Source organism: Streptomyces sp. NPDC088730 (genome assembly GCF_044751215.1).
Lineage (GTDB): Bacteria > Actinomycetota > Actinomycetes > Streptomycetales > Streptomycetaceae > Streptomyces.
This window is the reverse complement of record NZ_JBIVLK010000001.1, coordinates 1358009-1379569: the sequence shown is the minus strand read 5'-3', so window position 1 is coordinate 1379569 and position 21561 is coordinate 1358009. Positions and strand designations below refer to the sequence as shown.

The following is a 21561-nucleotide window of genomic DNA, read 5'->3' as shown; positions in this document are numbered from 1 at the left end:
GCGGGCACGGCCGTGCGGAGGGCGAACCGTGGGATTCGCCCTTGCGGATCAGCCGTTGACGGTGAACCAGGTGGCGCGGGACTTCTTCCACTCGTCGTGGTCGAGGTCCTTGGCCTCCGTACCGTCCCCGTACAGGTCGGCCGAGCCCGCGTCCGTGATCAGCTGGGCGCGTGCGCCGGGCGTGTTCAGGTCGGGGACGGCGACGACGGCCTCCCAGCCGCCCGGGTCCGAGGTCGGCAGGTCGAGCCGCTTGACCGGTGCGTGGCCCGCGATGCCGTCCCAGGAGTAGAGGGCGTACGGGTCGGAGTTGTCATCGGCCGCCCAGGAACCGGCCACGATCAGGTACTGGTCGGCGGAGTTCTTACGGATGTCGCGGATGCTGAGCCCGCCGAGGTCCAGCTCGATCGGGGTGCCGATCGTCGCCTTCGCTCCTGAGCCGGCCACCTTGTCGAAGTTGGTGACGGGCACGATCAGCGCCTTGCCGCCGCTCTTCGGCGGGACGAGCGGGGCGCGGAAGCCGATGTAGGCGGTGGTCGTGGAGCCGGGGGCGAACTCCAGGCCCTCGACGTTGAATCCGTCGATCTGCTTGGGGACTTCGCCGTCCTTCGTCCCCGCCGCGAAACCGTAGCGGTCGCCGTTCGACTTGTCCCAGGCGACCAGGTCGTCGCGGAGCTTCTTGTACTTCCCGCCGACCGTCAGCTGGGTGGCGGCGCCCGAGCCGCTCACCGTGGTCGTGAAGACGGTGTTGCGGTCGGACTTGTACTCGCCGTCCTTGTTGTTGCCCAGCGAACCGGTCCAGTAGATCGTGTTACCGACCCGCGCCGCGCCCTCGATGTCGACCTCCTTGGAGACGCCCAGCTTCGAGGCGACGTCCCAGGTGCGGACGGGGGCGCCTGACACCGAACTGTCGTAGAGGCGCAGGGTGTTGGTCTCGTCGTCCGCCACCACCACGTAACCGCCGCCCACGTCCACGGCGGCCGAGGCGTCCGAGGAACCGGTGAGGTAGCGGGTGTCGGCCGCGTTCTCGACGGCGGCGGACGCCGCGAAGTGCAGGGACTTGGTGGCGGTCTTGCCGCCGAGGCCGGTGACCTTGATCGTGAGGTCGGTGTAGCCGCGGGCGTGGGCGGCGACCCGGAGCTGCCGGGTGGCGCCCGTGCCGGTCACCGTCACATCGCCGGTCGCGGCGACGGACGACTTGGAGCTCGCGGAGGCCGCCACACCGAGGGCCGACACATCGGCTCCGCTCTGCCCGACGGTGACCGTCACCACGGGGTCGGCGGTCGCGCCGACGGCTCCGGACAGGTAGCCGGACGACAGAGCGATCGTCGGCGTCCCGTAGCTCGCGGCGTGCGCGGGCGCGCCGAGTCCGAGAGCGGCCAGCGCCAGCGCACCTCCCGCGGCGGCGACGGTCCGGCGGTGAGGGAGGACAAGCTGATGCAGCACGGTGTGCCTCTCGTCGGCGTGGTGTCGAGAAGTAGGTTCCGGTTCCCCCGCCAACGCACGGTACACACCAGGGGTACAACGAGCGAACAACACCGGACGGCCCCCGGCGAATTCACGCCGGGGGCCGTACAGGTGGGACGTCGTACGGGTGGGACTCAGACGTTGAAGCCCAGCGCGCGCAGCTGCTCGCGGCCGTCGTCGGTGATCTTGTCCGGGCCCCACGGCGGCATCCAGACCCAGTTGATCCTGAGCTCGTTGACGATGCCGTCGGTGGCGGACTTCGCCTGGTCCTCGATGACGTCGGTCAGCGGGCAGGCCGCGGACGTCAGGGTCATGTCGAGGGTGGCGATGTTGGCGTCGTCCACGTGGATGCCGTAGATCAGGCCCAGGTTGACGACGTCGATGCCCAGCTCGGGGTCGACGACGTCGTACAGCGCCTCGCGGACCTCCTCCTCGGAGGCCGGCTTGGTGGTGAGAGTCTCGTTGTCGCTCATGCCGTCTTCCCTTCGGACAGCGCCTTCGCCGTCGCGTCTTTCCACGCCATCCAGCTCAGCAGCGCGCATTTGACCCGGGCCGGGTACTTGGAGACGCCGGCGAACGCGACCGCGTCCTCCAGCACCTCCTCCATCGCGTCGTCCGGCTCCAGCTGTCCCTTGGACTGCATCAGCTCCAGGAACGCGGCCTGGATCTTCTGGGCCTCGCCCAGTTCCTTGCCGACCAGCAGCTCGTTCAGCACGGAGGCGCTGGCCTGGCTGATGGAGCAGCCCTGGCCCTCGTAGCTCACATCGGCGATGGTCTCGCCGTCGTACCGCACGCGCAGCGTGATCTCGTCACCGCACGTCGGATTGACGTGATGCACCTCGGCGTCGCCGTCCCGCAGGCCGCGCCCATGGGGGTGCTTGTAGTGGTCCAGGATCACTTCCTGGTACATGGAATCAAGCTTCACCAGTCAACCCTCGCCGCTGTCTAACCGAAAAAGTTCCGGACGTGTTCCAGGCCGTCCACCAGGGCGTCGACCTCGGCGGGCGTGGAGTACAGATAGAACGACGCTCGCGTCGTCGCAGGAATTCCGTACCGCAGGCAGACCGGCCGTGCGCAGTGGTGCCCGACCCGGACGGCGATGCCCTGCTCGTCGAGTACCTGGCCCACGTCGTGCGGGTGGATGTCGCCCAGTGTGAAGGAGATCGTGGCCCCGCGGTCCTCGGCGGTGGCCGGACCGATGATCCTGAGGTCCGGGACCTCCAGGAGCCGCTTCACCGCGTACTCGGTGATCGCCTGCTCGTGGCGGTGGATGTTCTCCATGCCGATCGCCGAGAGGTAGTCCACGGCCGCGCCGAGGCCGACGGCCTGGGCGATCGGGGGCGTACCGGCCTCGAACTTGTGCGGCGCGGGAGCGTAGGTCGACGAGTGCATCGACACGGTCTCGATCATCTCGCCGCCGCCGAGGAACGGCGGCAGGTCCTCCAGGAGCTCCTGCCGTCCCCAGAGCACGCCGATGCCGGTCGGGCCGACCATCTTGTGGCCGGTGAAGGCCACGAAGTCGGCCTGGAGCGCCTGCACGTCGAGCACCATGTGCGGGGCGGCCTGCGAGGCGTCGATGCAGACCAGCGCGCCGACTTCCTGGGCGCGCCGGACGATCTGCTCGACCGGGTTGATCGTGCCCATGATGTTCGAGACCAGCGTGAAGGAGACGATCTTCGTCTTCTCGGTGATGATCTCGTTGATGTTGGACAGGTCGAGCCGGCCGTCGTCGGTGATGCCGAACCACTTCAGCTTCGCGCCGGTGCGCTGCGAGAGCAGCTGCCACGGCACGATGTTGGAGTGGTGCTCCATCTCCGTGGTGACGATCTCGGTCTCGTGGTCGACCCGGTAGGGCTCGTCGGCCCAGCCGAGCATGTTCGCCACGAGGTTGAGCGACTCCGAGGCGTTCTTGGTGAAGATCACCTCGTTGCGGCTGGGTGCGTTGATGAACGCGGCGACCTTGTCACGGGCGCCTTCGTACAGCGCCGTGGCCTCTTCCGCGATCGTGTACACGCCGCGGTGCACATTGGCGTTGTGCCGCTCGTAGTACTCGTTGAGGGCATCGAGCACCTGGCGCGGCTTCTGCGAGGTCGCCGCGCTGTCCAGGTACACGATCTTCTTGCCGTCGTGGACCGTGCGGTCCAGGATCGGGAAGTCCTTGCGGATCGCCTCGGTGTCGAGGAGGCCGGAGAGCCCCTGTCGGGCGTCAGTCACGCGGAAGCGCCACCCTTCGTGTAGGCCTCGTAGCCCTCGTTCTCCAGCTTGTCGGCCAGCTCGGCGCCGCCGGACGCGGCGATGCGGCCGTTGGCGAAGACGTGCACGAAGTCGGGCTTGATGTACTTGAGGATGCGCGTGTAGTGCGTGATCAGCAGCGTGCCGACCTCGCCGGACTCGCGGACCCGGTTGACGCCCTCGGAGACGGTCTTCAGCGCGTCGACGTCCAGACCGGAGTCCGTCTCGTCGAGGATCGCCATCTTCGGCTTGAGCAGCTCCAGCTGAAGGATCTCGTGGCGCTTCTTCTCGCCGCCGGAGAAGCCCTCGTTGACGTTGCGCTCGGCGAAGGCGGGGTCCATCTGGAGCTCGGACATGGCCTCCTTGACCTCCTTCACCCAGGTACGCAGCTTGGGCGCCTCGCCGCGGACGGCGGTGGCGGAGGTGCGCAGGAAGTTGGAGACCGAGACACCGGGGATCTCGACCGGGTACTGCATGGCGAGGAACAGACCGGCGCGGGCGCGCTCGTCGACGGTCATCTCCAGGACGTCCTCGCCGTCCAGGGTCACGGTGCCGCTGGTGACCGTGTACTTGGGGTGGCCTGCGAGGGAGTAGGCGAGGGTGGACTTGCCGGACCCGTTGGGGCCCATGATGGCGTGGGTCTCGCCCTGCTTCACGGTCAGGTCGACGCCCTTGAGGATCTCCTTCGTGGCGTTGTCGGCCTCGACGGTGACGTGCAGGTCGCGGATTTCAAGCGTTGCCATGGGTGACTCAGGTCTCCTGGGTGACGGAGACGAGCACATCGTCCCCTTGGATCTTGACGGGGTATACGGGGACGGGGCGCGTCGCGGGAAGGCCGGACGGCTTGCCGGTGCGCAGGTCGAAGCTCGATCCGTGCAGCCAGCACTCGATCATGCAGTCCTCGACCTCTCCCTCGGACAGTGAGACGTTCGCGTGCGAGCAGATGTCGTTGATCGCGAACACCTCGCCCTCGGTGCGGACGACGGACACCGGCGTGCCGTCGAGCTCCACCCGCTTGGGGGTGTCGTCCTCCAGCTCGCTCAGCGCACAGGCTTTGACGAAGGCCATCAGACCGACGCCTTCAGCTCGGTCTCGATCTTGTCGAGGAGCCGGGCTTCGACGTCCGGCAGGCCGATCTGCTGCACCAGCTCCGCGAAGAAGCCGCGCACGACGAGGCGGCGGGCCTCCTCCGCGGGGATGCCGCGGGACTGGAGGTAGAACAGCTGCTCGTCGTCGAAGCGGCCGGTCGCGGAGGCGTGTCCGGCGCCGACGATCTCGCCGGTCTCGATCTCCAGGTTCGGCACCGAGTCGACCCGCGCACCGTCGGTGAGAACCAGGTTGCGGTTCATCTCGTAGGTGTCGGTGCCCTCGGCGGCGGCCTGGATCAGGACGTCGCCGATCCACACGGCGTGCGCGCCTTCGCCCTGGAGCGCGCCCTTGTAGGCCACGTTGGACTTGCAGTGCGGGGTGTTGTGGTCGACCAGGAGGCGGTGCTCCTGGTGCTGGCCCTTGTCGGTGAAGTACAGGCCGAAGAGCTCGGCCTCGCCGCCGGGGCCCGCGTAGGCGATCCGCGGGTGGATGCGGACGACGTCGCCGCCGAAGGTGACGACGATGGACTTGAAGGAGGCGTCCCGGCCGACCAGCGCGTTGTGCTGGCCGACGTGGACGGCGTTCTCGTCCCAGTCCTGGACGGAGACGACGGTGAGCTTCGCTCCGTCGCCCAGGACGTAGTCGACGTTGGCGGCGAGCACCGCGTCACCGGTGTGGTCGATGACGACGACGGCCTCGGCGAAGGCGCCCAGCGAGATGACCTGGTGTCCGTAGGCCACCCCGCCTTCGCCGTGCACCGTGATCCGGATCGGCTCGGTGAGCACGGCTTCCTTGTCGACGGTGACGACGGAGGCCTGCTCGAAGGACGAGTAGGCCTGTGCGGCCACCCGGTCCACCGGCTTGCCGGCCTTGCCCAGCCGGGCGTCGTCGCGGCCGACGGTCTCGACCGTGACGCCCGAGGGGGCCTCGATCGCGACCTTCACAGCGCTGCCGGTGGCGACGGCCGTGCCGTCGTGCAGGCCGCGCAGCCGCTCCAGCGGCGTGAACCGCCATTCCTCCTCACGGCCGTGCGGGACCGGGAAGTCCGCGACGTCGAAGGACGGGGGCGCGCTCATGCGCGTGGCGACGGTCGACTCGGCGGCCACCGCGATAGAGCCGGTGGTGGTGGAGCCCACCGGGATGTTCTGAGCCTCAGCCATGGCTGTCGTAGTGCTCGCTTTCTCAGGTCGGACAGATGTCGGGGGATTCGGTTTCCGGCGTACTAGCCGACCGAGCCCTCCATCTGCAGCTCGATCAGCCGGTTGAGCTCAAGGGCGTACTCCATGGGGAGCTCCTTCGCGATCGGCTCCACGAAGCCGCGCACGATCATCGCCATCGCCTCGAACTCGGTCATGCCGCGGCTCATCAGGTAGAAGAGCTGGTCCTCGGAGACCTTGGAGACGGTCGCCTCGTGCCCCATCGAGACGTCGTCCTCGCGGACGTCGACGTAGGGGTAGGTGTCGGAGCGGGAGACCGTGTCGACCAGCAGCGCGTCACAGAGGACGTTGGACTTCGCGCCCGGCGCGCCCTCGCCGATCTCGATGAGACCTCGGTAGGAGGTGCGGCCGCCGCCTCGTGCCACCGACTTGGAGACGATGTTGGACGAGGTGTTCGGGGCCATGTGGACCATCTTGGCGCCGGCGTCCTGGTGCTGGCCCTCGCCCGCGAAGGCGATGGACAGGGTCTCGCCCTTGGCGTGCTCGCCCATCAGGTAGATGGCCGGGTACTTCATGGTGACCTTGGAGCCGATGTTGCCGTCGACCCACTCCATGGTCGCGCCCTCGTAGGCGACGGCGCGCTTGGTCACCAGGTTGTAGACGTTGTTCGACCAGTTCTGGATCGTCGTGTAGCGGCAGCGGCCGCCCTTCTTCACGATGATCTCGACGACCGCGGAGTGCAGCGAGTCCGAGGAGTAGATCGGCGCGGTGCAGCCCTCGACGTAGTGGACGTAGGCGTCCTCGTCGACGATGATCAGCGTCCGCTCGAACTGGCCCATGTTCTCCGTGTTGATACGGAAGTAGGCCTGGAGCGGGATCTCGACGTGCACGCCCTTCGGCACGTAGATGAACGAACCGCCGGACCACACGGCCGAGTTCAGCGAGGCGAACTTGTTGTCACCGACGGGGATGACGGTGCCGAAGTACTCCTTGAAGAGCTCCGGGTGCTCCTTCAGCGCGGTGTCGGTGTCCATGAAGATGACACCCTGCGCCTCCAGCTCCTCGTTGATCTGGTGGTAGACGACCTCGGACTCGTACTGGGCGGCGACACCGGCGACCAGGCGCTGCTTCTCCGCCTCCGGGATGCCGAGCTTGTCGTACGTGTTCTTGATGTCCTCGGGCAGGTCCTCCCAGGACTCCGCCTGCTTCTCCGTGGAACGCACGAAGTACTTGATGTTGTCGAAGTCGATGCCCGACAGGTCGGAGCCCCAGTTCGGCATGGGCTTCTTGCCGAAGAGCTTGAGGCCCTTGAGCCGCAGCTTCAGCATCCACTCGGGCTCGTTCTTCTTGTCCGAGATGTCGCGGACGACAGCCTCGGAGAGGCCGCGCTTGGCCGCCGCGCCTGCCGCGTCGGAGTCGGCCCAGCCGAATTCGTACGTGCCCAGGCCATCGAGCTCAGGGTGGGCAGTCTCCGTAGGGAGCGTCATGCGGGGTTCCTCCCGGACTTGCTGGTGGATGCTGAATCAGTGGTTTGCGTGGTGGGGTGACCGCTGCGCGGAATGTAGGTCGTACACACCCCGTCGCCGTGGGCGATCGTGGCGAGACGCTGCACATGGGTCCCCAGGAGGCTGGAGAAGATCTCCGTCTCCGCCTCGCACAGCTGCGGGTACTGCTCGGCGACGTGTGCGACCGGGCAGTGGTGCTGGCACAACTGCTCACCCTGCTGGGGGTCCGGCGCGCTGCGCGCCGTAGCAGCGTACCCGTCGGCGGACAAGGCCTTGGCCAGCGCATCCGTACGGGTGCCGGGCTCCGCGGCCTCGATCGCCGCGCGGTAGGCCGCGGACTGGCCGGCCACCCTGGCACGGGCGAACGCCATCACCGCTTCCTCGCCCGCGCTCTCGGCGATCCAGCGCAGGGCGTCCGCGGCGAGCTCGTCGTAGGACTGGTCGAAGGCGTCCCGGCCGCAGTCGGTCAGGGCGAACACCTTGGCCGGGCGGCCACGGGTCCGTGTGCCGTACACCCGCTGCTCGCGGGCTTCGACGACATCGTCGGAGACGAGGGCGTCGAGCTGACGGCGGACGGCGGCCTGGGTGAGCCCCAGGCGCTTCGCGAGATCGGCGGCGGTGGACGGGCCGTGGTCCAGGACGGAGCGCGCGATCCGGTTGCGCGTCGAGCGCTCACCGGTCGCGAGTTCCTCCTGCGGAGCCTCGCCAACGTATTTCACAACGCCATTGTTGCGTAATTCATCCGGCCCTGACAACCACGGTCCGAAACGATCTACCGTGGAATCGATCACTTAGGGTTACCTAATCAAGCCCCGGGACAGGGGCTCCGGAGGCGGCTGCCTAGACTTACCGCCCATGAAGAGCGAGTCCGCCCCAGCCCCGTCCGGCCCGGCTGTCCAGGTCCGCGGCCTGGTGAAGCGGTACGGCGACAGGACGGCGGTGGACGGCCTCGACCTGTGCATGAGCGCCGGCGCGGTCACCGCGGTCCTCGGCCCCAACGGCGCGGGCAAGACCACCACGATCGAAACCTGCGAGGGCTACCGCCGTCCGGATGAGGGGACGGTCCGGGTCCTCGGTCTCGACCCGGTCACCGACTCGGCGCGGCTGCGCCCCCGGATCGGTGTGATGCTCCAGTCCGGCGGCGTCTACTCCGGCGCCCGCGCCGACGAGATGCTCCGCCACATGGCGAAACTCCACGCCCACCCGCTCGACGTGGACGCCCTGATCGAGCGGCTGGGGCTCGGCGGCTGCGGCCGCACCACCTACCGCCGGCTCTCCGGCGGCCAGCAGCAGCGGCTCGCCCTCGCGATGGCCGTCGTCGGCCGCCCCGAGCTGGTCTTCCTCGACGAGCCGACCGCGGGCCTCGACCTACAGGCCCGCCGCTCCACCTGGGACCTCGTGAAGGAGCTGCGCGCCGACGGCGTGTCGGTCGTGCTCACCACCCACTTCATGGACGAGGCGGAGGAGCTCGCCGACGACGTCGCGATCATCGACGCGGGCCGGATCGTCGCCCAGGGCAGCCCGGAGACGCTCTGCCGGGGCGGCGCCGAGAACACCCTGCGCTTCACCGGCCGCCCCGGCCTCGACCTCGGCTCCCTGCTGAAGGCGCTGCCCGACGGTTCGGAGGCGGCCGAGCTCAGCACGGGCACGTACCGCATCACCGGCGACGTCGACCCGCAGCTGCTGGCCACCGTCACCTCCTGGTGCGCGCAGAACGGCGTGATGCCCTCCGGCATCTCCGTCGAGCGCCACACCCTGGAGGACGTCTTCCTGGAACTGACCGGCAAGGAGCTGCGCGCATGAGCGCCGGTACGTACACCCCCCGGCCGGGGGCCGCCCCGCTGCCCCGGATGATCGCCACGCAGGCCGCGCTGGAGACCCGGATGCTGCTGCGCAACGGCGAGCAGCTGCTGCTGACGGTGGTCATCCCGGCCCTGCTCCTCGTGCTGTTCAGCGCGGTCGACATCGTGGACACCGGCTCGGGCGAGTCGGTCGACTTCCTGACCCCCGGCATCCTCGCGCTCGCCGTGATGTCCACCGCCTTCACCGGCCAGGCCATCGCCACCGGTTTCGAGCGGCGGTACGGGGTGCTGAAACGGCTCGGCGCGTCCCCGCTCCCCCGCTGGGCGCTGATGACCGCCAAGACGCTGGCCGTACTGGTCACAGAGGTGCTCCAGGTGGTGCTCCTGACGGTGATCGCCTTCGCGCTGGGCTGGTCGCCGCACGGCAACCCGTTCGCCGTCCTGCTGCTGCTCGTGCTCGGCACCGCCGCGTTCTCCGGTCTGGGGCTGCTGATGGCCGGGACGCTGAAGGCGGAGGCGACCCTCGCCGCGGCCAACCTGGTCTTCCTGCTGCTGCTGGTCGGCGGCGGGGTCATCGTGCCGCTCGACAAGTTCCCGGACGCGGTCCAGTCGGTGCTGGGGCTGCTGCCGATCGCGGCCCTGTCGGACGGGCTGCGCGACGTGCTCCAGCACGGTGCGGCGATGCCGTGGGGCGACCTCGGGATCCTGGCCGTCTGGGCGGTGCTGGGCCTGGGCGCGGCGGCGCGGTTCTTCCGCTGGGAGTGATGCCGGGGTCACTCCCGGTGTCCCCTGGCCGCTGGGAGTGACCCCGGGCCGCCGTGGTGACCCTCGCCGGAAGTGACGCCGGACACTCGCGGGGCACGATTCGTCCCCCTCGTGAAAGCTTGCACAAGCGGCCGCCTACGATGGTGCGCGTGCCCAAGCTGAACCGAGCCGAAGTCGCTCAAGCCGTGCGGAACCCGCTTCAGTACATCGCCGATCGCTGGACGCCGTCCCCCCGGACGGTGCGCCGTGCCGCGATGTCGGCCGTCGTGATGGCCGTCGCCATCGTCGTCACCGGCGGTGCGGTGCGGCTGACCGGTTCCGGTCTCGGCTGCCCCACCTGGCCCAAGTGCACCGACGAGAGCCTCACCGCGACGAGCGCGATGGGTTTCCACGGTGCCATCGAGTTCGGCAACCGGATGCTGACGTACGTGCTGTGCGCGGCGGTCGGCTGGGCGATCATCGCCGCCCGTTCCGCGAAGCCCCGGCGCCGCAGCGTCACCCGGCTCGGCTGGGCGCAGTTCTGGGTGGTCATGGGCAACGCCGTACTCGGCGGCATCGTCGTACTGGTCGGCCTCAACCCGTACACCGTCGCGGCGCACTTCCTGCTCTCCACCGCCCTTCTCACCCTCGCCCTGGTCACCTGGCAGCGGACCCGGGAGGGCGACACGGCGCCGCGTCCGCTGGTCGGCAAGGCCGTCTCGCAGCTGACCTGGCTGCTGGTCGTCGCGGCCGGGCTGCTGATCGCCGTCGGCACCGTGGTCACCGGGGCCGGCCGGCACGCCGGGGACTCCAGCGACGTCCACCGCATCCCGATCGACTGGAAGACGATCGCGCAGCTGCACGCCGATCTCGCCTGGGTCGTGGTGGCGCTGACCGTCGCGCTCTGGTTCGTCCTGAAGGCCGTCGACGCGCCCGTCGGACCGCTGCACCGGGCCCGGGACCTCTTCCTGATCCTGATGGCGCAGGGCGTGATCGGGTACGTCCAGTACTTCACCGACACCCCGGAGATCCTGGTCGGGCTGCACATGTTCGGCTCGTGCCTGGTGTGGATCGGCGTGGTGCGCGTACTGCTGTCGCAGCGCGAGCGGCCGGTGGACGCCCCGCGGGTGCCCGGACCTGCGGCCGGGCAGCCGGAGCCCGCGACCGCCTGAGCCCCGCCGCACGGAACAACACGAACGGCCCGGTCCGTACCCCGCTCGGGGGTACGGACCGGGCCGTTCGCCGGTCCCGTGCGGCCTGACCCGCACGGGACCGGCGGGCGGTCGCTACCCGTTGGCCGAGCGCGACACGTTGTATCCCTCCACCACGAGCCGGGGGCGGGCCCGGCCCCTGGTGTCGTGGCTCCACTCCGCCTCGATCTCGCGCTGCTCGCCCGGCAGCAGCCAGAGGTAGTTGTCGTCGAAGTAGGCCGGCAGCACCCGTTCGTCGGTGCGCCGGTCGCGCAGCGAGAGGCGCACCATGGCGGCGACGGTGGCGCCGTCGTTGCGGAGGACCGCCTTCAGCTTTCCGCCGGGACCCCGGCCGTGCCCGGAGACGTCGGAGACCGAGCGCACCGTGACCCGGGTGCGGGCCAGCCTGTTGAGCGCGGACAGGTCGGTGGCGGCGCGGTAGCGCCAGTAGGTGTTGCGCGACAGCAGGGTGCCGTGCGCGTCCCGGAGTTCGAGGCGCAGCAGGTGCGCCGCGGGCAGCGAGTCGCCGAAGGGCACCACGTCCCCGGCCGCCGCGGACGACGGGGCGAGGTCGACCGTGCTGCGCACCGGCTTGCCCAGCCGCTGCCCCCGCAGGTCGTACAGGGTCGCGGTGACGGTCGCCCGCTCGATCGCGCGGGTGGTGTGGTTGACCGCGCCGGTACGCCAGTCGACCGGGTTGACCTGGACGTGCACGGGCTCGGTGCCCTTGCGGACGCCGTGGTAGAAGCCGTTGACGTCCAGGTCGTAGTCGTACGTCTGCCAGACGGTGCTGTGCCATGCCGGGTGCGACATCCACAGCAGCAGCCCGGAGGCGTTGTCCCACAGGCGCGTGTTCCACGCCTCGAACATCGCCCGGCCGTTCTCGTAGTTGACCAGCTGGGCCTTGCGGGTGAAGTCGGCCAGGCCGGTCGCCGTACCGAGCCGCTCCTCGATCGCCGCCTGGTAGCCCTGCGGCTGCTGGTTGCCCTTGCGGGCCCAGTCGTGGGCTCCCCACACATTGCCGATGGGCCAGGCCGGCTCGTCGCCGACGAGGTTCTCCATCGACTCCTCGACGGGCAGGACGGGCATCCCGATCTCGGTGTGGAAGCCGAAGTCGCCGGTACGGAAGTAGGAGGCGGGGTCCACCCAGTTGTACGGGCCCCGGCCCTTGACGACGCCGTCCGCCGAGCTGCCCATGTAGAGGATGCCGGGTGCCTCGGCGGCCACCAGCTCCCGTACTCCGGCGTCGATGTCGGCGGGTGGGGTGCCCTCGTTGGAGCCGCACCACACGACGACGGACGCGTGGTGGCGGTAGGCGCGGACGGTGTCCAGCGCGTTGCGCAGGTACTCGGCGTGGTCCGGCGGGTCCATCGACCAGCCGTTCCAGAAGTCGTTCCAGACCAGTAGGCCGTTCTCGTCGCAGGCCGCGAAGAACTCCTCGCGGTTGCTGCTGCCCACCCAGTTGCGGATCATCGTGAAGTTCATGTCCCGGTGCATCCGGACGGTGTCCTCGGTGCGGCCGTCCAGGGCCCGGCGCAGCAACTCGTCGTAGCCCCAGTTCCCGCCCCGGCAGAACACCCGGGTGCCGTTGACGGTGATCTGGAGCTGGCGCACCGGCGGCTGTTCGACGCTCTTGGCGTCGGTCCACTCCTTGCCGTCCGCCGAGACCTGGATGACGAACCTCTTGGCGTACGCGCTCTCCCAGTCGAGCACCACCCGGTTCACCGGGAGCTCGGAGCCGAGGTCGGCCTGGATCCACTCGCCGTCGGCGAACTCGGAGGACCAGCGGGTCGTGCGGTCGCCGTCGAAGACGGCGGAGGCGGGCCCGGTGCCGTCCGACGTGGAGGCCTCGGCCTTCGCTCCCCTGGCGAGGTCCTTGTCCGGGTCCGCGTCGCCGTACACCGACATGGACCACAGGGAGATGCCCCAGTCGGTCGCCCGCTGGGTGCCCACCAGCCGTACGTAGCGGGCCGGGCGTGCCTCGAACTCGACGGTCTGGCTGCCGTGCCCGCCGGCGAAGTCGACCGGCATGCCGTAGCTGTAGCCGAACTCCCTGATCCCGAAGCGCAGCCCGCGCCGGTCGGCGACCGCGCCGCCGGTCTCGGCCTTCAGCGTGAGGTCGTACAGATCGGGCTTCCCGTAGCCGTTGGGCCACCAGAGCTTCGGCCGCCGCACCCGCAGCGCGGGGAACTCCGCCGGGGCGAGCACCGCGTCGGCGCTCTTCCCGGCGGGCACGGTCACGGTCTTCGCGACCCGGACGTCCCCGAACGCGGCGCGCACGGTGACCCGCTCCGCCTCCGCGCCGGTGTTGCTGACCGGGACGGTGAGGGTGACCTCCGCGACGTCGAGCGCGGGCAGGCCGGGCAGGGTGGTGGTGATCTGCGGGTCGCCCAGGAGCGCGGTGCCGGTGGAGCGCAGCCGTACGTGGTTCCAGATGCCGGCGGCCCGGTCGCGGACCGGCGGCATCCAGTCCCAGCCGGAGACGGAGAGGTACGTCGGCCCGTTGCGCATCATCATGGTGGCGCCGGCGTCGAGCCAGGACTCACCGCCGGGGCCCTTGTCCGCGGGGCTGCCCGGCAGCGGCATGGGGCTGATCCGCACGGCCAGCACGTTGTCCGCGCGGGCGTCGTCGTGGAGCGCGTCCGTGATGTCGAAGGACTCGCGGGCGAAGGGGCGGCTCATCGTGCCGATCCGGGTGCCGTTCAGCCAGATCTGCGCGGCGTGGTTGATGCCGTCGAACTCCAGCCGGACGCGGCGGCCGCGTCCGGTGTCCAGTCCGCGCGGCAGCCGGAACGCCCTGCGGTACCACCAGGAGTGCCGGGAGAGCGCCTCGGGGACCTTGAGGTTGTTGAGGCCGGTCACCGGGTCGGGCAGATGCCCCTGTTCGACGAGGGAGGCCAGGACGGTGCCGGGGACGGTGGCCGGGAGCCAGTGGGCGGTGTCCACGCCGGAGCCGGAGACCACCTTGCCGTCGTCGGCCGGTGCGAAGTCGTCCATGGTCAGCGCCCAGCCGGATTCGAGCGGCACGGTGCCGTCGGCCGCGACCGCCAGGGCGGGGGCGGGGGTGCGGGGCATCGACCAGTCGGTCCAGCTCCCGGCGGCGGGCCGGCGGTCCGGTGTACGGCCGTGGACGCGGAAGCCGTTGAGGCCGAGGGGGTTGTCGTTGGAGCGCCTGGTGACCGTCAGCCGGACCCAGCGGGCGGTGGCCGGCTTGTCGAGCGTGATGGTCGTGGCACCGCCCCGGCCGTCGGTGGCGCGGTGCACCGTGGTCCACTTCCGCTCGTCCACCGACACCTCCAGGGTGAAGGCGACCGCGCAGCTGGACAGGATCTCGCTGCCGTCCGTGCCGTCGCGGGGGTTGCCGCCCGTGCCGGGGACGAAGGGCGGGTCCGAGACGGCCGCCTCGAAGACCAGCTCCACCGCCTCCACGGTGCACCGGCCCTGGAGGTCCACGGCGATCCACTGCGGGTCACCGGGCTCGGCCCGCCAGCCGGTCCCCCGGACTCCGGGCACGGCGATCCCGTCCACGGCGAACTCCGGCGAAGTGGCCGCGTACGCGGTGGAGGAGACCTTGACCGGGCGGGCGGCGGCGAGTTCGGCCGCCGCCGCACCGGGCCTGCCCTTGCCGTCCGCGGCGGCGAGGGTGGCGGGCAGCGCTGCGCTGATGCCGAAGGCGGCCAGCAGGGTGGTGTTGGTGGCCAGGAAGCGGCGCCGGGTGACCGGGGAGATGCCTCCCGGCCCGGCGGGACCGCTCCCGTCCGGTCCGTCCTGGACGGCTGCTGACCTGAGGTCGCTGTCCAGCGTGGTGTCAGCGGGTTGTTCCGGCACTCCGGCCTCCTGGCTGAGGGAAAGGGAGAAGAGAAAGCACAACGACGACAAGGACGAGATAAGGATGACAACGTTGTCAGACTTCAGGGGCGGGCCCTGAGGCCGAGGAAGGAGGGGTGGGCCCGTCGGCCCCGCCGACGCCGGCCGGCCCTGGTGGGGCCGGCGGCTGCCGGACGATGAAGCGGTGTCACGGAAGCAGTGCCGCGGAAATCGCGTCACAGAGTTGCGTCACGGCGATCCGCGGCTGGGACGGGGTGTAGCGGACCGTCCGGTTCCGGCTGCGCCGTGTGGCTCATTAAAGATCGATTGCCGGGCGCTTGTAAAGAGTTGGCAACGTGCGGATCGCTTCGCTGTGTCCTGTCATTCACCCGCGGCCCACTCCTCCTGCCCCGCGTCCAGCAGCGCGGCCAGCCGGTCCGGGTCCGGCAGCGGCCCGTGGTCCCCGGTGACCCGCAGCGCGGCGCCCGCGGTGAGGTGCCCGAGCCGCAGCGCCCGTACGGTGTCCTCGCCGCGCAGCAGCCCGGCCAGGAACCCGGCGGCGAACGCGTCGCCCGCGCCCACCGGCTCCACGACCGCGACCCTGGGCGCGGGCACGGTGTGCGCCCGGTCGCCGTCGAAGGCGGTCGCGGCCCGTCCGCCGTCCTTGACCACCAGGACCCGCGGCTGGGGCAGCAGTGCGCGCACGGCGGCCGCGTCGGTCAGCCCGGCGCCCCACAGGGCCTGCGCCTCGTCGAGGCCGACGAAGGTGATGTCCGCCTGCCGGGCGAAGCCGAGCAGCACCCCGGGCGCCGAGCCGTCCGGCCACAGCGCGGGCCGGTGGTTGACGTCGAAGCTGACCGGGCGGGGCCGTTCGGCGGCGGGGACCTCCAGCAGGGCCGCGACCAGCTCGTGGCAGTCCGGGGAGAGCGCCGGGGTGATGCCGCTGAGGTGGACCAGTCCGGCGGTGCGTACCGCGTCGTCGTCCAGCACGTCCGCGGTCAGGGCGGAGGCCGCCGAGCCGCGCCGGTAGTAGTGGACCCGGGTGGCCTCGGTGCCGGGGTCCTTGACCAGCAGCCCGGTCGGCCGGTGCGGGTCGGTGCGCACCCCGCTGACGTCGACCCCGGACGCGGCCACCTCGCCGAGGATCCGGCGGCCGAAGGGGTCGTCGCCCAGGGCGGAGACCCAGCGGGCGGGCACCCCGTGGTCCGCGAGGTACACGGCCACGTTGGACTCGGCGCCCGCGATCCGGACGCCGAGCCGCGCGGCGCCCTCCAGCGGGGCGACGGGGTCCGGGACCAGCGCGGCCATCGTCTCCCCGACGCAGGCCACCGGGGGGCGGGCGGGCTGCCCGGTCCGGGCGGCGGACTCGGCGGTCATGCGGGGTTCTCCTGCCGGTAGGCGGCGGTGGGCAGGCCGGGGACGTCGACCCGTACGGAGAACACCGCACCGTCCAGCGGACCGGGCGCCGCGAGCCCGGTCCTGGCGCTGGTGACGTACAGCGTGTCGCCGTCCAGGCAGAGCCCGGCGGGCTGGACGGCGGGGAGCCGGAGCCGCCGGTCCGGAGCGCCGTCGGGGCGGAGGCGGTGGACGGTTCCGGTGCCCCAGACGGCGGTCCACAGAGCGCCCTCCGCGTCGACCGCCATCCCGTCCGGGCTGCCCTCGTCGAACACGGCGAAGGTCTCCGGCGCACCCGGCAGTCCGCTGTCCGGGTCCACCGGGTAGCGGCGGATGACGCCCTTCGCGCTGTCCGCGAGGTACATCGCGGAGCCGTCCGCCGCGAACGCCGGGCCGTTGGGCACGGTCAGCCCGTCCAGCACCCGCTCCACGGTGCCGTCGTGGCCGACCCGGTAGAGGGAGCCGGCGCCCTCCGCGGCGTCGTACGCCATGCTCCCCGCCCAGAACCGTCCCCCGGGATCGGCGGCGGCGTCGTTCATCCGCGTGGCGTGCGCCGCCCCCTCCTCGGGACGGGCCAGCCACTCGGCGGCGCCGTCCGGGTCGATCAGGCAGATGCCGGTGCCGGCGGCCGCGATCCAGTGCCCCGGGCGCCCGTGGACGGGGGCGACCGCGCCCAGCGGTTCGTCGAGCCGGGCCAGCCGGGTCAGCGGTGCGGTGCGGTCCGCGGGGCCGGTCAGCAGCCGGCCGGTCAGGATGTCCACGAGGACGATGCGGCCGTCGACCGCCCGGATGCCCTCACCGAGCTCCAGCCGGTCGGCCCACTGGACGGCCGGTGTCCCGGCGCTCATCGCCCGGCGTCCGACGGGAGGCGTACCGCGTCCAGGAAGGCGCGGGTGCGCTCGCGCAGCGCGTCGGTGCTGCCGCCGTCGGCCGCGTCGCCGATCAGCGGGGAGCCGACGCCCACCGCGGTGGCGCCCCGGGCGAGGTAGTCGCGGGCCGCTTCGGCGTCCACTCCGCCGACCGGGACGAACGGCAGGCCGGGGAAGGGTCCGCGCAGCGCCGTCAGGTAGCCGGGGCCGCCGGCCTGCGCGGCCGGGAAGAGCTTGCAGGCGTCGGCGCCGAGCCGCTGGGCCGCGACGACATCGCTCGGGGTCATGACTCCGGCCAGCACCGGCAGTCCGAGGCGCTTGGCCTCGGTGACGCCCTCGCAGACGGCCGGGGTGACGACGAAGTCGGCTCCCGCGTCCCGTACCGCCTGGGCGTCCTCGGCGGTCAGGACGGTTCCCGCGCCGAGCGGTGCGTCGGGGCCGAGGGCGGCGCGGGCGCGGCGGATGACGCCGAGCGCGTCCTGTCCGCTGAGGGAGACCTCGATGAGCGGGAGTCTCTCCTCCGCCAGGGTGAGTACGGTCCTGAGTGCGGCGTCCGCGTCGGCGCCGCGCACGATGGCGACGATCCGGTGGGTGCGCAGCGCGGTCAGCAGTTCCACGTGCGGGTTCCCTTCTGGTTGTTCTGCACGGCTGTGTGGTCGATGACGTCGGGCTGTACGGGGCCGGCCTGTGCGTCCGGCGCGGTGTGCGCCGTCACGGTGAGGCGCCAGCGGACCTCGCCGCGGGCCGGGACGACGGCGGCGTCGCCCTCCCCCGCGGCGGCCAGGCCGAAGACCCGGCCGAGCATCGGTTCGACGCCGACCGAGCGGTACGGGTCCTGCTCGGGGAAGCCGCCGAGGTTGCGCCACAGCGCGACGGACACCGGCTGGCCCGCCGCCTCGACGGCCAGCCGCAGCACGGCCGTCCCGTCCTGGACCGACACCTGCCCGGTGTCGGCCACCGCGCCGGTGGCCGTTCCGTCGTCCGGGCCGATCCGGTCCAGGCCGGAGGGCCAGGCGCCCGTGACGTAGCGGTCGCCGCCGTCGGGGTAGCGGCGGACCGGGGTGCCGTCCGCGATCCCGATCCGGGCGCCCGGCGCCAGGTCGAGCAGGGCGTGGGCGGCCCAGAGGAAACGGTAACCGGGCTCGGCGGTGAGCCGGTACTCGGCCACCGCCCCGTCCCCGTCGGCGCGGATCAGCCGGCTGATCCGGAAGTCGGGGCAGTCGGCGGACTCGGTGCCGTCGGCCGCGCGCTGCCAGGGCCGGGCCCAGGCGTCGCCGTGGTCGGGGGTGCCGCGTACGGTCGGCACGCACTCCTCCAGACCGCCCGCGTCGGCGAAGCCGTCGCCGGGACGGACTCCGGGACGGCGCGGTTCCGGCCGGTGCCAGAGCCATTCGCGGCCGGCCGCCCGCAGCGAGGTCCACCGGCCGCCGTGCGCCGGGTCCGTCTCGATCCGCACCGGGACCGGGGCGCTCACCACTCCGCGAACGATCCGTCGTCGTGCCGCCACACCGGGTTGCGCCAGGCGTGGCCGGAACGGTCGGCCGCGCGGACGGCGCTCTCGTCGACGGTGATGCCGAGCCCCGGCAGGGCGGTTCGCCGGGCGTGGCCGGCGTCGAAGCGGAACGGCTCGGTGTCCACGACGTAACTCAGCAGGTCGGCGTCCTTGTTGTAGTGGATGCCCCGGCTCTGCTCCTGGATGAGGAAGTTCGGGGTGGCGAAGGCGATCTGCAGGCTGGCCGCCAGCGCGATGGGGCCGAGCGGGCAGTGCGGGGCGAGCTGCACGCCGAAGGTCTCGGCGAGGGAGCCGATGCGGTGGACCTCGGAGATGCCCCCGGCGTGCGAGAGGTCCGGCTGGGCGACCGCGATCCCGGCCGTCAGTACGGGCAGGAAGTCGGCCCGCCCGTAGAGCCGTTCGCCGGTGGCGATGGGGACGCAGGTGGCGGCGGTGAGGGCGGGCAGCAGATGCCCCTGCTCGGGCAGGAGGGGTTCCTCCACGAACAGCGGGTGCAGCGGTTCGATGGCGTGCAGCACCCGGCGTGCGCCGGCCGGTCCGAACCGGCCGTGCATGTCGATGGCGACGTCGCGGCCGGGGCCGAGCACGTCGCGGACGGCGGCGACCCGTTCCACCACGGCGGCGGTCTCGGCGGGGCTGGCCAGCGGTGAGGTGCGTCCGGCCGCGTTCATCTTGACGGCGGTGAAGCCGGCCTTGACCTGGGCGGTGACCTCCTCCGCGAGGCGGGCGGGTTCGTCGCCGCCGACCCAGGCGTAGACCCGGACCCGGTCGCGCACGGGGCCGCCGAGCAGGGCGTGGACGGGGGCGCCGTACGCCTTCCCGGCGATGTCCCACAGGGCCTGGTCGATTCCGGCGACGGCGCTGGAGAGCACCGGGCCGCCCCGGTAGAAGCCGCCCTTGCTGAGCACCTGCCAGTGGTCCTGGACGCGCAGCGGGTCCTGGCCGACCAGGTATTCGGCCAGTACGTCGACGGCGGCCCGGACGACCTCGGCGCGGCCCTCGACGACGGGTTCGCCCCAGCCGACGACGCCCTCGTCGGTCTCGATCCGGCAGAAGAGCCAGCGCGGCGGTACGAGGAAGGTCTCGATACGGGTGATCTTCACCGGTTCACGGTCCCCTCGCCGGTGGCGGACGCGCCCTCGGTCCGCTCGCGGGTGGCGGATGCGTCCTCGGTCCGCTCGCGGGTGGCGGATGCGTCCTCGGTCCGCTCGCGGGTGGCGGACGCGTCTTCGGTCCCCTCGCCGGTGGCGGACGCGTCTTCGGTCCCCGGGGTCGTGCCGTGCACCCGGTCGAGGTCGCGGACGGCCTGGTCGAGCAGGGCGCGCATGGCGTGCTCCGCGGCGGCCGGGTCCCGGTCGCGGACGGCGTCCAGGACGGCCCGGTGGCTCGGGACCGGGTCCTCTCCGGCTTGCGAGCTGTGCACGATCTCGTCCCGGTGGGCGAGGCCGGACTCGATGACCATCTCCAGTCGTTCCAGCAGTTCGTTGTGGGTGGCCGCGAGGAGGGCGCGGTGGAAGGCGAGGTCCGCCTCGACCGCGTGGGCGGGCCCGCCCTCCTGCTCGCCCATCGCGGTGATCGCGGCTTCGAGGGTGGCCAGGTCCGCCGCTGTGCGGCGGACCGCGGCCAGCCGGACGGCGGCCGGTTCGATGATGCCCCGGACCTCCCCGAGGTTGCGCAGGAGCCCCAGGTCGGCGCCCGATTCGGTGCCGTCGGCGAACTGCCAGCGCAGCACGTCCGCGTCGAGCAGGTTCCAGTCCGCGCGGGCTCTGACGAAGGTGCCGCGCTTCTGGCGGGCATCGACGATCCCCTTGGCCGCGAGGACCTTGAGGGATTCGCGCAGGGCGGTCAGGCTGACGTCAAGCTCGCCCTGGAGCGCCACGAGGTCGAGTGTCGCCCCTTCGGGGATCTCGCCGCTCAGGACCCGGCGCGCGAGAGTCTCCACGGTCTGGCCGTGCACTCCGCGGCGCGCGTATGGCGTCATGTCTGTGTGCCTTTCTGCTGTGCTGTGCGACGGGGTGGGGCCGGGCAACGGTCAGGCCGAGGCCTTGACGACGGACCAGCCGCCGTCCACGAGCAGGCTCGATCCGGTGATGTAGGACGCTTCGTCGGCGGCGAGGAACGCGATGGCGGCGGCCGCCTCCGCCGGGGTGCCGAACCGGCCCGCCGCGGTCTCCGCGACACTCTTGCGGCGGTCCTCCTCCCCCACCCGGTCCCACGCCCCGGTGAGGATGGGGCCGGGCAGTACGGCGTTGACCCGCACCTCGGGCCCGTACTCCACCGCGAGCTGTCCGCACAGCGACAGCAGCGCGCCCTTGGACGCGGCGTAGGCGGGGTGTCCGGGGATGCCCTTGTGGGCGTGGACCGAGGAGGTCAGCACGGCGGCGCCGCGCTGGGCCCGCAGGTCGGGCAGGACCGCCCGGAAGCCGAGGAAGGTGCCGGTGAGGTTGACCGACAGCTGGCGCTCCCAGGAGGCGACGGTCATCTCGTGGGCGGGGGTGACGTCGACCGTGTAGGCGTTGCTCACCAGGACGCCGACAGGTCCGAAGTCGTGCGCGGCGGCCACCGCCCGCCGCCAGTCGCCCTCGTCGGAGACGTCCGTGCGCACGAAGCGGGCCCGGCCGCCGGCGGCGCGGATGGATTCGGCGACGCTCTCGCCGGGGCCTTCCGAGATGTCCGCGAGGATCACCGCGGCGCCCTCCGCGGCGAGCCGTTCCGCGGTGGCCGCGCCGATGCCGGAGGCGGCTCCGGTGACCACGGCCACCTTGTCTGCGAAGCGGGGGTTTCCGTTCATCGT

General features: G+C 71.7%; 19 protein-coding genes and 1 pseudogene. 3 read left to right on the top strand and 17 right to left on the bottom strand.

Annotated elements, in window-relative coordinates; genetic code table 11:
- Nucleotides 1-48: 48 nt before the first annotated feature.
- The 9 genes from ACIP89_RS06145 to ACIP89_RS06105 form a co-directional block, all read right to left on the bottom strand.
- Nucleotides 49-1443: a DUF3616 domain-containing protein gene (locus ACIP89_RS06145; protein ID WP_402113290.1), complete on the bottom strand. Its 1395-nt coding sequence runs from the start codon at nucleotides 1441-1443 to the stop codon at nucleotides 49-51.
- Nucleotides 1444-1598: 155 nt separating this feature from the next.
- On the bottom strand, nucleotides 1599-1937 hold the full coding sequence (locus tag ACIP89_RS06140) for a metal-sulfur cluster assembly factor (RefSeq protein WP_056783575.1): 339 nt from the start codon (nucleotides 1935-1937) through the stop codon (nucleotides 1599-1601).
- On the bottom strand, nucleotides 1934-2389 hold the full coding sequence (gene sufU, locus ACIP89_RS06135; RefSeq protein WP_024492621.1) for a Fe-S cluster assembly sulfur transfer protein SufU: 456 nt from the start codon (nucleotides 2387-2389) through the stop codon (nucleotides 1934-1936). Before sufU ends, ACIP89_RS06140 begins: the two co-directional genes overlap by 4 nt.
- A 20-nt stretch (nucleotides 2390-2409) precedes the next feature.
- Entirely contained in the window at nucleotides 2410-3678 is a 1269-nt protein-coding gene (locus ACIP89_RS06130; RefSeq protein WP_073735372.1) for a cysteine desulfurase, read from the bottom strand.
- Nucleotides 3675-4439 (bottom strand): Fe-S cluster assembly ATPase SufC, encoded by a 765-nt coding sequence (gene sufC, locus ACIP89_RS06125; protein ID WP_327336326.1) that lies wholly within the window; start codon nucleotides 4437-4439, stop codon nucleotides 3675-3677. Before sufC ends, ACIP89_RS06130 begins: the two co-directional genes overlap by 4 nt.
- A 7-nt stretch (nucleotides 4440-4446) precedes the next feature.
- Nucleotides 4447-4764: a bifunctional 3-phenylpropionate/cinnamic acid dioxygenase ferredoxin subunit gene (locus tag ACIP89_RS06120; protein WP_024492618.1), complete on the bottom strand. Its 318-nt coding sequence runs from the start codon at nucleotides 4762-4764 to the stop codon at nucleotides 4447-4449.
- On the bottom strand, nucleotides 4764-5945 hold the full coding sequence (gene sufD / locus ACIP89_RS06115) for a Fe-S cluster assembly protein SufD (protein WP_401925730.1): 1182 nt from the start codon (nucleotides 5943-5945) through the stop codon (nucleotides 4764-4766). The genes ACIP89_RS06120 and sufD overlap by 1 nt, the downstream gene beginning before the upstream one ends.
- Before the next feature lie 62 nt (nucleotides 5946-6007).
- Nucleotides 6008-7429 (bottom strand): Fe-S cluster assembly protein SufB, encoded by a 1422-nt coding sequence (sufB, locus tag ACIP89_RS06110; protein WP_401923308.1) that lies wholly within the window; start codon nucleotides 7427-7429, stop codon nucleotides 6008-6010.
- A complete protein-coding gene (locus tag ACIP89_RS06105) occupies nucleotides 7426-8166 on the bottom strand; it encodes a helix-turn-helix transcriptional regulator (protein WP_371773872.1) in 741 nt (246 codons plus the stop codon). Before ACIP89_RS06105 ends, sufB begins: the two co-directional genes overlap by 4 nt.
- A 136-nt stretch (nucleotides 8167-8302) precedes the next feature.
- Between ACIP89_RS06105 and ACIP89_RS06100 the strand changes: the two genes are divergently transcribed.
- The 3 genes from ACIP89_RS06100 (at nucleotide 8303) to ACIP89_RS06090 (ending at nucleotide 11165) form a co-directional block, all read left to right on the top strand.
- Entirely contained in the window at nucleotides 8303-9250 is a 948-nt protein-coding gene (locus ACIP89_RS06100) for an ABC transporter ATP-binding protein (protein ID WP_402113289.1), read from the top strand.
- Nucleotides 9247-10014 carry an ABC transporter permease gene (locus ACIP89_RS06095; protein WP_402113287.1) on the top strand — a complete coding sequence of 256 codons (768 nt, stop codon included), beginning with the start codon at nucleotides 9247-9249 and terminating at the stop codon, nucleotides 10012-10014. Before ACIP89_RS06100 ends, ACIP89_RS06095 begins: the two co-directional genes overlap by 4 nt.
- A 140-nt stretch (nucleotides 10015-10154) precedes the next feature.
- Nucleotides 10155-11165 (top strand): heme A synthase, encoded by a 1011-nt coding sequence (locus tag ACIP89_RS06090; RefSeq protein ID WP_402113285.1) that lies wholly within the window; start codon nucleotides 10155-10157, stop codon nucleotides 11163-11165.
- Nucleotides 11166-11279: 114 nt separating this feature from the next.
- On the opposite strand, the gene ACIP89_RS06085 is transcribed toward ACIP89_RS06090, so the two are convergent.
- The 8 genes and pseudogenes from ACIP89_RS06085 to ACIP89_RS06050 all read right to left on the bottom strand — a co-directional run bounded on the left by ACIP89_RS06085 (nucleotide 11280) and on the right by ACIP89_RS06050 (nucleotide 21558).
- Nucleotides 11280-14912: a discoidin domain-containing protein gene (locus ACIP89_RS06085; RefSeq protein ID WP_402113499.1), complete on the bottom strand. Its 3633-nt coding sequence runs from the start codon at nucleotides 14910-14912 to the stop codon at nucleotides 11280-11282.
- Nucleotides 14913-15371: 459 nt separating this feature from the next.
- The gene (locus tag ACIP89_RS06080; protein WP_402113284.1) at nucleotides 15372-16367 is read right to left on the bottom strand and encodes a sugar kinase; all 996 of its coding nucleotides are present in this window, start codon (nucleotides 16365-16367) and stop codon (nucleotides 15372-15374) included.
- Nucleotides 16364-17233 carry an SMP-30/gluconolactonase/LRE family protein gene (locus ACIP89_RS06075; RefSeq protein WP_402113283.1) on the bottom strand — a complete coding sequence of 290 codons (870 nt, stop codon included), beginning with the start codon at nucleotides 17231-17233 and terminating at the stop codon, nucleotides 16364-16366. The genes ACIP89_RS06080 and ACIP89_RS06075 overlap by 4 nt, the downstream gene beginning before the upstream one ends.
- The gene (locus tag ACIP89_RS06070) at nucleotides 17230-17871 is read right to left on the bottom strand and encodes a bifunctional 4-hydroxy-2-oxoglutarate aldolase/2-dehydro-3-deoxy-phosphogluconate aldolase (RefSeq protein WP_402113281.1); all 642 of its coding nucleotides are present in this window, start codon (nucleotides 17869-17871) and stop codon (nucleotides 17230-17232) included. The genes ACIP89_RS06075 and ACIP89_RS06070 overlap by 4 nt, the downstream gene beginning before the upstream one ends.
- Complete coding sequence (locus ACIP89_RS06065) at nucleotides 17859-18731, bottom strand: hypothetical protein (protein ID WP_402113280.1); 873 nt, start codon at nucleotides 18729-18731, stop codon at nucleotides 17859-17861. The genes ACIP89_RS06070 and ACIP89_RS06065 overlap by 13 nt, the downstream gene beginning before the upstream one ends.
- Nucleotides 18725-19870, bottom strand: a complete 1146-nt coding sequence (dgoD, locus tag ACIP89_RS06060; RefSeq protein WP_402113278.1) for a galactonate dehydratase — start codon at nucleotides 19868-19870, stop codon at nucleotides 18725-18727. Before dgoD ends, ACIP89_RS06065 begins: the two co-directional genes overlap by 7 nt.
- 155 nt (nucleotides 19871-20025) lie before the next feature.
- Nucleotides 20026-20748, bottom strand: a pseudogene (locus tag ACIP89_RS06055) (FadR/GntR family transcriptional regulator); the annotation flags it as partial.
- Between the two features lie 51 nt (nucleotides 20749-20799).
- Nucleotides 20800-21558 carry an SDR family NAD(P)-dependent oxidoreductase gene (locus tag ACIP89_RS06050; RefSeq protein WP_401923287.1) on the bottom strand — a complete coding sequence of 253 codons (759 nt, stop codon included), beginning with the start codon at nucleotides 21556-21558 and terminating at the stop codon, nucleotides 20800-20802.
- Nucleotides 21559-21561 lie beyond the last annotated feature (3 nt).

What these genes read in the sequence shown, in the direction of transcription:
- ACIP89_RS06140 (WP_056783575.1), bottom strand. Translation starts at nt 1,937, where the DNA reads ATGAGCGACAACGAGACTCTCACCACCAAGCCGGCCTCCGAGGAGGAG.
- ACIP89_RS06095 (WP_402113287.1), top strand. Translation starts at nt 9,247, where the DNA reads ATGAGCGCCGGTACGTACACCCCCCGGCCGGGGGCCGCCCCGCTGCCC.
- sufB (WP_401923308.1), bottom strand. Translation starts at nt 7,429, where the DNA reads ATGACGCTCCCTACGGAGACTGCCCACCCTGAGCTCGATGGCCTGGGC.
- sufC (WP_327336326.1), bottom strand. Translation starts at nt 4,439, where the DNA reads ATGGCAACGCTTGAAATCCGCGACCTGCACGTCACCGTCGAGGCCGAC.
- ACIP89_RS06050 (WP_401923287.1), bottom strand. Translation starts at nt 21,558, where the DNA reads ATGAACGGAAACCCCCGCTTCGCAGACAAGGTGGCCGTGGTCACCGGA.
- ACIP89_RS06120 (WP_024492618.1), bottom strand. Translation starts at nt 4,764, where the DNA reads ATGGCCTTCGTCAAAGCCTGTGCGCTGAGCGAGCTGGAGGACGACACC.
- ACIP89_RS06080 (WP_402113284.1), bottom strand. Translation starts at nt 16,367, where the DNA reads ATGACCGCCGAGTCCGCCGCCCGGACCGGGCAGCCCGCCCGCCCCCCG.
- ACIP89_RS06100 (WP_402113289.1), top strand. Translation starts at nt 8,303, where the DNA reads ATGAAGAGCGAGTCCGCCCCAGCCCCGTCCGGCCCGGCTGTCCAGGTC.
- ACIP89_RS06090 (WP_402113285.1), top strand. Translation starts at nt 10,155, where the DNA reads ATGGTGCGCGTGCCCAAGCTGAACCGAGCCGAAGTCGCTCAAGCCGTG.
- ACIP89_RS06075 (WP_402113283.1), bottom strand. Translation starts at nt 17,233, where the DNA reads ATGAGCGCCGGGACACCGGCCGTCCAGTGGGCCGACCGGCTGGAGCTC.
- sufD (WP_401925730.1), bottom strand. Translation starts at nt 5,945, where the DNA reads ATGGCTGAGGCTCAGAACATCCCGGTGGGCTCCACCACCACCGGCTCT.